Raw genomic sequence first — 9457 nt, 5'->3', positions numbered from 1 at the left:
TCTCTAAAGGCTTATTCCACAATATAATTTTGAGATGAATAAGCCTACACCTAAAATCTACCGTACAACCAATTGGCCCACATACAACCGAGCTCTCATTAATCGTGGGAATATTGCCATTTGGTTTGATCCCAAAACACAATGGTATGCTCAACCAAAAAGCCAACATGGTCGAAATCAAACTTATTCCGATACAGCCATCCAATGCTGCTTAATGATTAAATCCATATTTCGTCTTTCTCTACGCATGGTCACTGGCTTTGTACAAAGCCTGATTAAACTTTGCGGATTAGATTGGACAGCGCCAGACTATACGACGCTTTGCAGAAGACAAAAACATATTGATATTGCGATTAGCTACCAAAAAAGTAGCAATGGTCTACATCTACTCGTAGATTCAACTGGTTTAAAGTTTTTGGGCGAAGGTGAATGGAAACGGAAGAAACATCAGCCTGAATATCGTCGACAATGGCGTAAGCTTCACATTGGTATAGATGCTGAAACGCTGCAAATACGTGCAGTTCAGCTCACAACGAACAATATCAGTGATTCACAGGTGCTCGGTGATTTACTTGGTCAAATACCACTTGATGAGCGAGTAGATTCTGTCTATACCGATGGAGCCTATGACACTAAATGCTGCAGACGAGTGATCTCAGATCGTCAAGCATATGCGGTGATTCCGCCAAGAAAAAATGCGAAACCGTGGAAAGATACAAAAGTTCATTCGCAAGAGAGAAATGAATTACTAAAAACAGTTAAGCGTCTAGGAAGAGCCCTTTGGAAAAAGTGGTCTGGTTATCATCGGCGAAGTTTGGTCGAAACCAAGATGCATTGCATCAAATTATTAGGCGATAAACTCTACTCAAGGAATTTTGACAGCCAAGTGAATGAGATCCATGCACGTGTAGCCGTATTAAATAAATTTACAGAATTAGGCAGACCTCATACCCAAGTTGTAACCTAAATTTTAGCAACTTAGGAAAACTTTACCTTCAAAGGCTTTATGCAACAAAGCCGTTTTAATAAGTAAAGCTGTATCAGCATCTATTAACCACGCTTAGGATTATTGTTCATCACGCTTAAACACCAACTCTTTTGCCGATGAGTTATCAGCATCAAAGTAGTAACCCTCGGTATTAAACGCTTTGATGTCTTCAGCTTTATTTAATTGGTTTTCAATAATAAAACGAGCCATTAAACCACGTGCTTTTTTCGCATAGAAACTAATGACTTTATATTTGCCATTTTTCTGGTCAAGGAAAATAGGCTTCACAATTTCAGCCTTAATTTTCTTTTCATTAACAGACTTGTAATATTCATCTGAAGCCAGATTTACCAGCAATTCAGATTTAATTGCCGCTAGATCTTCATTAATCTGATTGGTGATAATATCATCCCAAAATTCATACAAATTATGACCGCGCGTATTTTTTAATTTAGTGCCCATCTCTAAACGATAAGGCATCATTAAATCTAAAGGACGCAATAAACCATATAAACCAGAGAGCATACGCAAATGCTGCTGAGCAAAATCAATATCTTTATCTTTTAAGTGATAAGCATCTAAACCAGTATAAACATCCCCTTTAAATGCATAAATTGCCTGACGAGCATTTGAAAAATCAAATTCTGGCTTCCAGTCTCTAAAACGATCAGCATTAAGTGTGGCAATTTTTTCACTGACACTCATTAGACTCGCAATTTCCGAAGCAGAAAGTTTGCGACAAACATCAATTAATTGTGCTGAGTTTTCTAACAAGCGCGGCTGAGTAAACTCATCTGTAGGTAACGCTGTTTCATAATCTAAAGTTTTTGCAGGAGAAATTAAAGCAAGCATAGACAACCTGAAAAAATTATTATTAATGCCAACTATAACAGTAGATATTTTTTAATGCTAACTCGTGTTTTCAATGACGACTATCGGTAAAATAGCACTTACGTATTGTTATTTAGCGGTTCTTCTATGTCTGAGCAAATTTTCATCCAGGGTCCAGTAGGTAAAATTGAACTTTTCGTTGACCGCCCTGAAGGTGAAATCAAAGGCTTTGCAGTTGTTTGTCACCCTCACCCATTACAAGGTGGAACCCCTCAACATAAAGTCCCTGCTCTTTTAACCCAAATCTTTAATGAATATGGCTGTATTGTTTACCGTCCTAGTTTCCGTGGTTTAGGCGGCAGTGAAGGTGTTCATGATGAAGGTCATGGAGAAACTGAAGATATTTTAGCTGTGATTGAGCATGTTCGTGAGCTTCATGCAGGTTTGCCATTTTATGCAGGTGGCTTTAGCTTTGGCTCACATGTTTTGGCAAAATGTCATGCGCAGCTTAGCCCTGAATTACAGCCAGTACAGTTAATTTTATGTGGTTTACCAACAGCTACTGTTGTGGGGTTACGTCACTATAAAACACCTGAAATTCAAGGTGATATTCTACTCATTCATGGTGAGCAAGATGACATCACCTTACTTTCAGATGCAATTGAGTGGGCAAAACCACAAAAGCATCCAATTACGATTTTGCCGGGCGCTAACCACTTCTTTACAGGTTATTTAAAACAGCTTCGCCAAATCATTACACGTTTTATTATCATGAAATAAAGTGCATTTGATGGGCATAACTTGAGAGTATGCCCATCATTTTCAAGCCATGTCCTGATTGAAAATTATTCCAACTTAAACCAAAACGCGCAAAATATTTTTTTACTCGGTCACTACCATGCACCATAATTTTTATAAAATTTTAATAAGTGTCTATAATATAAAAATTACGCATTTGACTAAAAAATTCCAAGAATATGCTTCATTTTACCTTTTTAGGCACATCATCAGGTGTACCCACGCTTTCACGCAATGTTTCAGGATTAGCTGTTCGTAACAGTAAAAATAAGGACTGGATTTTAGTTGATACTGGTGAGGGTACACAGCATCGTATTCAGCAAGCTAGACTCTCACTACAAAACTTAATTGCCATTTGTATTACACACGTTCACGGCGATCATTGTTATGGTCTAGTTGGTTTACTGGCAAGTGCAGGCATGAATGCACGCAGCAAACCATTAATCGTGATTGCACCCAAAGAAATTCAACAATGGTTTGAAATCACTGCTCAACTTACAGACTTACATTTGCCTTATTCAATAAAATTTATTGATGTTAATGAAGCAACTCGGCCACAGCAGCTCACTGATGAGCTCTTTATTCAAGCACATCCACTAAGTCATCGTGTTCCGAGTTTTGCATTTAGTATTTATATAAAATCCACCCAGAAGAAGATAGATATTCAAGCTTTAACTCAGCTTGGCATACCTAAAGGCGATATTTGGGGGCATTTAAAACGAGGCTACGATGTAGAGTTTGAAGGGCGAATTTTAAAATCTCAAGACTTTATCAAAATTCAAAATCAGCAGATTCATGCAATTATAGGTGGTGATAATGATCGGCCAGAATTATTAGCCGATGCTTGTAAGGATGCTCAATTACTTATTCATGAAGCAACTTATTTGCAAACAGTCTTAGATAAAGTAGGTAAAGGACCAATGCACAGCTCAGCAAAAATGGTGGCTGAATTTGCTGAGCAGCAATCTCTAGACAATTTAATTCTGACACACTTTAGCCCTAGACATCAGGATAAGACTGGGCAGCAAGCTATTATCGAAGAAGTTCGCCAGTTTTATAAAGGTCATTTTTATTTAGCGAATGATTTTGATGAATTTACTTTAAATGAAACAGGACAACTTTTAAAAATCGAGTAAAAATTATATTTGTTGTGAGATCGAATTAGCTACATATCATTTCCATATAAAAGTTTAAGAAGCTCATAACTGAGCTTCTTATTTCTTAAAAAACTACTCTACAGATGCCAAAGCTGTCACCAATAACTTCCAGCATTTCTCTACGGTATCAACTTTAACTCGTTCGCCCGGTGCATGCGCACCTTGAATATCCGGTCCAAAAGAAACCATCTGTAAATGTGGGTAATGCTCGGCAATAATCCCACATTCTAAGCCTGCATGAATTACTTTTAGATTTGGCTCAATATTAAATGCATTTTGATAGGCCTGCTGTAAGCACTTTAGAGCAGCCGAATCTGGATTTGGTGTCCAACCCGACACTAACGGCGTAAGTGTAGAGCCGATATTAAATTGGCTAAAATGGGCCTGAATTTTTTCGGCAAAATCTTGAGCTTCTTGGTTCACCATTGAACGAACCATTAAGACAGCTTTTCCACCTTCTCGATTTAGTCTCACCACCCCAATGTTATTTGAGGTTTCAACTACATCTGGTAGAACCTGACTCATACTTGCAACGCCATAAGGACCTGTTGCTAAAGCTTGCAACCATTCATTTTGCTGTTGTTGAGTAATCACTTCGGTCACTTCAACACCAGTGGATTGAATACTTAATTGCAAGTTGTCATCAATACCCTTTAGCTGTTCTTTCCATACCGTTTGATATTCAGCAAGTAACTTTTCTAGGCTTGATAACTGATTAGGCGAAATTGCAATAGTTGCCACAGCTTCTCGCGGTAAAGCATTACGGGCCGTACCACCTGTAAACTCAACAAGATGCCCACCTAGAGAGGCTAAATATTGATTTAAAAAGCGAGCCAAAATAACGTTGGCATTGCCACGTCCTAAATGGATATCTACGCCAGAGTGACCACCTTTAAGACCAGCCACCTGAATATTCACAACATTCAAATTTTCAGGGATTGGTTCATAACTAAGCGGCTGCTCTACCTCAACATCAATACTACCAGCACACCCTAAATACAACTCACCCCATTCTTCTGTATCAATATTAAATAGCCATTTTCCTTTTAGCACACCTGTCTCTAAAAGCCGCGCACCACTCATCCCTGCTTCTTCATCGACTGTTAAAAGAACTTCTATTGGGCCATGAGCAATATCATTTGAATCTAAAACAGCTAATGCCAAAGCCACCCCAATGCCATTATCAGCACCTAAAGTAGTGTCTTTGGCAATTAGCCAGCCATCCTCAAGAACTGGACGAATCGGGTCTTTAAAGAAGTCATGTACCGTACCAGTATTGGCTTGTGTAACCATATCTAAATGGCCCTGAAGAATAACTCCAGACACATGTTCTTTACCGGCAGTTGCATCCTTTCGGATAATCAAATTTCCTACTTGATCTACATAAGTTTCTAAATTCCGACTTTCGGCCCAGTTTTGTAAAAACTCACGAAGTTGCTGTTCATGCTTTGACGGACGAGGAATAGTACAAAGTGTTTGAAAATGCTGCCAAACGACTTGAGGAGATAATGCTGCAATATCAACTTGTGTCATGAAAACTACACTCTAATTATGTAAATATCTTAATAATTTCAATATACACAAAGCATTAAAGATAGGTAGCGATTTCGGGAAAGATTTTGTATTTTTATATTTAATTTAAAGAAATTGTACGACTTTTCTAAGAAGTCGTACTTCACAAATAAGCCTTAACAATAATATGTTTAGCTTTTCCACTCAAATGCTGAAAAGCTATGATCGGCTTTCAAGCTATTTTCAACAGCCTGTGCAAGCTGACGAATAATACTTTGTGTTTCGATTTTCTCAAACCAGTCTTGTTCTTCATCAGGATTGGCAGAGATTTCACACATTAAATGCCCATCATGGTCGGTTTGCTGGCAAGTAATAGACAATGGTAAAAGGTGATTATCAATACTTACTTCCACCTTTTCATGTTCATGCACAATATGCTGTGCATCAAAACCATAATTCCCCAATTGTTTAAACAGTAAAGCCGCTACATATTCTTGAGTGATATGGCATTCATTTGGTGGATGATCAAGCACCCCATGTTGTGGGCAACTGGCAATAAATTGTAATTTTTTCATCCTTTGTCCTAACACTTTTATCATTATCTGCACTTAGCATAAGCAATAAACAAACAGCAGCCAAGCCTTTAGCTCGCTGCTGCCGTTGCTATTGTGTTAGCAATTATAAAATGTGTTAGGTCAAAAGTTATTGGCTAACTTCGATTGTTAAGCCTGCACGATTCGCCAACTCAGTAAAAGTTGGGAAACTTGTAGCAACAGTTTCAGTACCGTGAATTGTAATCGGACCAGAAGTACGAAGGCCTGCCATACTAAAACTCATGGCAATACGGTGGTCATGGTGTGATTCAATTTCACCACCAGCAAAGATTGGTGACCAATCACCAGATTTGCCTTTACCTTCGATAATGATGCCATCTTCAGTAGGTGTACAATCAATGCCCATGATTTTTAAACCATCTGCCATAACTTGAATACGGTCAGATTCCTTCACGCGAAGCTCTGCTGCACCTGTTAATACTGTTTGGCCTTCAGCACAAGCCGCTGCAATAAATAAGGCTGGGAATTCATCAATTGCTAAAGGCACTTGATCTTCAGGCATATGAATACCTTTAAGGGTACGTGAACCTTTAATATGAATATCAGCAATAGGCTCTCCACCAGCGATACGCTCATTTTCAACAGTCAGGTCAGCACCCATCTGTTTTAAAATTTCAATTACGCCAGTACGTGTTGGATTAATACCTACAGCTTCCAGAACAACGTCTGCGCCTTCAGTGATTGCAGCACCTACCATGAAGAAAGCAGCAGATGAAATATCAGATGGTACTTGAATATTAGTACCCACTAACTTACCGCCGCCCACAAGGGAAATTTTATTGCCTTCAGTTTTAACATCATAGCCAAATGCACGAAGCATACGCTCTGTATGATCACGTGTTGGTTCCGGTTCAGTTACCGAAGTTTCACCTTCAGCCCATAAACCAGCTAGTAAAATACCCGACTTCACCTGAGCAGATGCCATAGGTAAATCATATTGAATACCTTTTAATTGCTGGCCACCAGTAATGCTTACAGGTGGTGTACCTTTCTCACCTGTCGTTTGCATTTGCGCACCCATTAAACGTAATGGCTTAGCAATACGCTCCATTGGACGTTTAGAGAGCGAAGCATCACCTGTCATAACAGAATCAAACTTTTGTGCAGAAAGCATACCTGAAAGCAAACGCATGCTTGTTCCAGAGTTACCCATATACAATGCACTTGCTGGTGCTTTTAAGCCATGCATACCCACGCCATGAATGGTCACTTCACCATTTTTAGGGCCTTCAATGCTTACACCCATATCACGGAAAGCTTGTAAAGTTGCTAAAGCATCTTCACCTTCAAGGAAGCCAGTGACATGAGTCGTGCCTTCTGCAATAGCACCAAACATAATGGAGCGATGTGACACAGATTTGTCACCCGGTACGGTAAATTTACCTTTAAAAGCCTTATTTCCCGGTAAGATACTGAATTGCTGTGTCACCTTATTTTTCTCCATTAAAGGTTTTTTGGCTAACATATGATTGAAATGCTGACGTGCTGCCTGAGCATGGCCGAGTAAACCCATTAATGCATGAGAATCTTCGTTTTCAATCAATTTTCTAAGTACGGTAAGTTGTTTCTCGAAGCCATCTACAGCATTTAATATAGCTGTTTTATTGGCAAAGAAAATGTCATGCCACATTTGAGGATCGCTGGCAGCAATTCGTGAAAAGTCACGGAAACCACCAGCTGCATAACGGAAAATATCAAGGTTATCTTCACGATTTGCAAGTTGCTCGACCAGATTAAATGCCATTAAGTGCGGTAAATGACTGGTATGCGCCAAAACTTCATCATGTTTGGCAACATCCATACATATCACTTCGGCTTTAGCAGCTGACCAAAGTTGAATCAGTTTCTCAACTGCCCATTCTGCACTGGTTGGTAATGGCGTCAAAATCACTTTGTGATTTGCAAAGAGATCGACCTTACCTGCGTGGACACCCGTGTGTTCACTTCCCGCAATCGGATGCCCAGGAACAAACCCTGCTGGTAAATCTTCACCAAATACAGCTTTTGCTGCATCTACGACATTACCTTTTGTACTTCCCACGTCAGTTACAATTGTGGTTTCTGACAAATAAGGTTTAATTTGCTCAAGCACTTTTTGAGTGGCACGCACTGGCAAGGCTAAAACAACTAAATCCGCCCCTTTCACAGCTTCTACAGGATCGGAAAACCCTTCTTGTATTAAGCCAAGTGATTTTGCATCTTCTAAAGTTTTCTGCGAACGTGTAGATGCCACAATAGTTGTGGCCAACTTTTCTGCAACAATAACGCGAGCCAAACTCGACCCAATGAGTCCTAAACCAATAAATGCAACTTTTTTAAATAGGGGTTGTGACATAACTTCAACTTTGCTTTTGCTCAACGTTATTTAAAGCTTTGAGCAATTTGTTTTTTAAGCATAATGACATGTCCATCTTGATACATGTCATTATTCCAACATGAGTGATTAAAGAACAGCAGCAGGATAAGAACCTAAAATACGAAGTTCTTTTACCATTGGACGAATCTCATTAATTGCCGCAGCCACATTTTCCTGATCGATATGACCTTCTAAGTCAATAAAGAATACATATGCCCATTTTTCAGGTAATGCTGGACGGGTCTCAATGCTCGTTAAGCTAATATTATGTTTTGCAAACGGCGCTAAAATTTCTAATAAAGCACCTGCACGGTCATGCGCTGAAATTAATAATGAAGTTTTGTCATTGCCACTTTGTGGAATTTTTTCACGGCCAATCACTAAGAAACGAGTAGTATTTTCCGGATTATCTTCAATATTACTATGCAAGATTTCAAGGTTATACATACCTGCTGCAATATCGGACGCAATCGCTGCTGAATGCCATTCATTGCGAATACGGCGTGCAGCTTCTGCATTTGAGTTTAAGGCAACACGCTCAACACCCGGATAATGTGCGTCTAACCACTGACGACATTGAGCCAAAGTTTGCTGATGCGCATAAATCTGCTTAATACTGTCTTTACGTGTATTTTCAGAAACAAGGAATTGATGATGAATACGCAATTCAACTTCACCAATCACATTTAAATTCGAAGTTTTAAAACAATCTAAAGTATGATTTACGATACCTTCAGATGAGTTTTCAACCGGAACTACACCATAATGCGCACTACCCGCTTCTACTTCACGGAATACTTCATCAATAGTGGGTAGCGGACGAACAACCGCATCTTTACCAAAATGTTTAAGTACGGCAGATTGAGTAAAAGTACCTTCTGGGCCTAAAAATGCAATACTTTGCGGAGCTTCTAAAGCAAGGCAAGCAGACATAATTTCACGGAACAAACGGGCCATAGTTACGTCAGATAAAGGCCCTTGATTGCGCTCCATAACTTTACGTAAAACTTGTGCTTCACGTTCAGGACGATAAAACAAAGGATTCTCTTCAGAAGCAAATTTAGCTTTCGCAACAGCTTCAGCAAGGCTTGCGCGGCGATTTAATAACTCTTGAATCTGTTGATCTACGCTATCAATATCTTCGCGAATTTGTTCTAAACTAAGAGAAGTCGTTTTGTTTTGATCATCGTTGATCATTGGA

8 protein-coding genes are annotated in these 9457 nt (G+C 39.3%); 3 read left to right on the top strand and 5 right to left on the bottom strand.

The features are described from left to right. The first annotated feature begins 34 nt into the window (after nucleotides 1–34). Complete coding sequence (locus MKL62_RS19415) at nucleotides 35–967, top strand: IS5 family transposase (protein WP_001040033.1); 933 nt, start codon at nucleotides 35–37, stop codon at nucleotides 965–967. 99 nt (nucleotides 968–1066) lie between these two features. On the opposite strand, the gene yaaA is transcribed toward MKL62_RS19415, so the two are convergent. Next, nucleotides 1067–1840, bottom strand: coding sequence for a peroxide stress protein YaaA (gene yaaA / locus MKL62_RS19410; protein ID WP_000880410.1), 774 nt, complete (start codon nucleotides 1838–1840; stop codon nucleotides 1067–1069). Nucleotides 1841–1966: 126 nt separating this feature from the next. Between yaaA and MKL62_RS19405 the strand changes: the two genes are divergently transcribed. Further along, on the top strand, nucleotides 1967–2599 hold the full coding sequence (locus MKL62_RS19405; protein ID WP_000003113.1) for an alpha/beta hydrolase: 633 nt from the start codon (nucleotides 1967–1969) through the stop codon (nucleotides 2597–2599). 197 nt (nucleotides 2600–2796) lie between these two features. Then, nucleotides 2797–3753, top strand: a complete 957-nt coding sequence (locus MKL62_RS19400; protein WP_000902242.1) for a ribonuclease Z — start codon at nucleotides 2797–2799, stop codon at nucleotides 3751–3753. Between the two features lie 93 nt (nucleotides 3754–3846). On the opposite strand, the gene MKL62_RS19395 is transcribed toward MKL62_RS19400, so the two are convergent. From MKL62_RS19395 to pheA, 4 genes are all read right to left on the bottom strand, one after another. Continuing rightward, entirely contained in the window at nucleotides 3847–5307 is a 1461-nt protein-coding gene (locus MKL62_RS19395; RefSeq protein ID WP_000195392.1) for an aminoacyl-histidine dipeptidase, read from the bottom strand. 170 nt (nucleotides 5308–5477) lie between these two features. Beyond that, nucleotides 5478–5861, bottom strand: a complete 384-nt coding sequence (locus MKL62_RS19390; RefSeq protein ID WP_000735997.1) for a hypothetical protein — start codon at nucleotides 5859–5861, stop codon at nucleotides 5478–5480. Nucleotides 5862–5988: 127 nt separating this feature from the next. Continuing rightward, nucleotides 5989–8235: a bifunctional prephenate dehydrogenase/3-phosphoshikimate 1-carboxyvinyltransferase gene (locus MKL62_RS19385; protein ID WP_000082055.1), complete on the bottom strand. Its 2247-nt coding sequence runs from the start codon at nucleotides 8233–8235 to the stop codon at nucleotides 5989–5991. Nucleotides 8236–8343: 108 nt separating this feature from the next. Then, on the bottom strand, nucleotides 8344–9453 hold the full coding sequence (gene pheA, locus MKL62_RS19380; RefSeq protein ID WP_000606364.1) for a prephenate dehydratase: 1110 nt from the start codon (nucleotides 9451–9453) through the stop codon (nucleotides 8344–8346). Nucleotides 9454–9457: the final 4 nt, after the last annotated feature.

The organism is Acinetobacter sp. AOR01_HL (assembly GCF_027855455.1).
Classification (GTDB): Bacteria; Pseudomonadota; Gammaproteobacteria; order Pseudomonadales; family Moraxellaceae; genus Acinetobacter; species Acinetobacter baumannii.
This window is presented reverse-complemented; position numbering and strand designations above follow the sequence as displayed.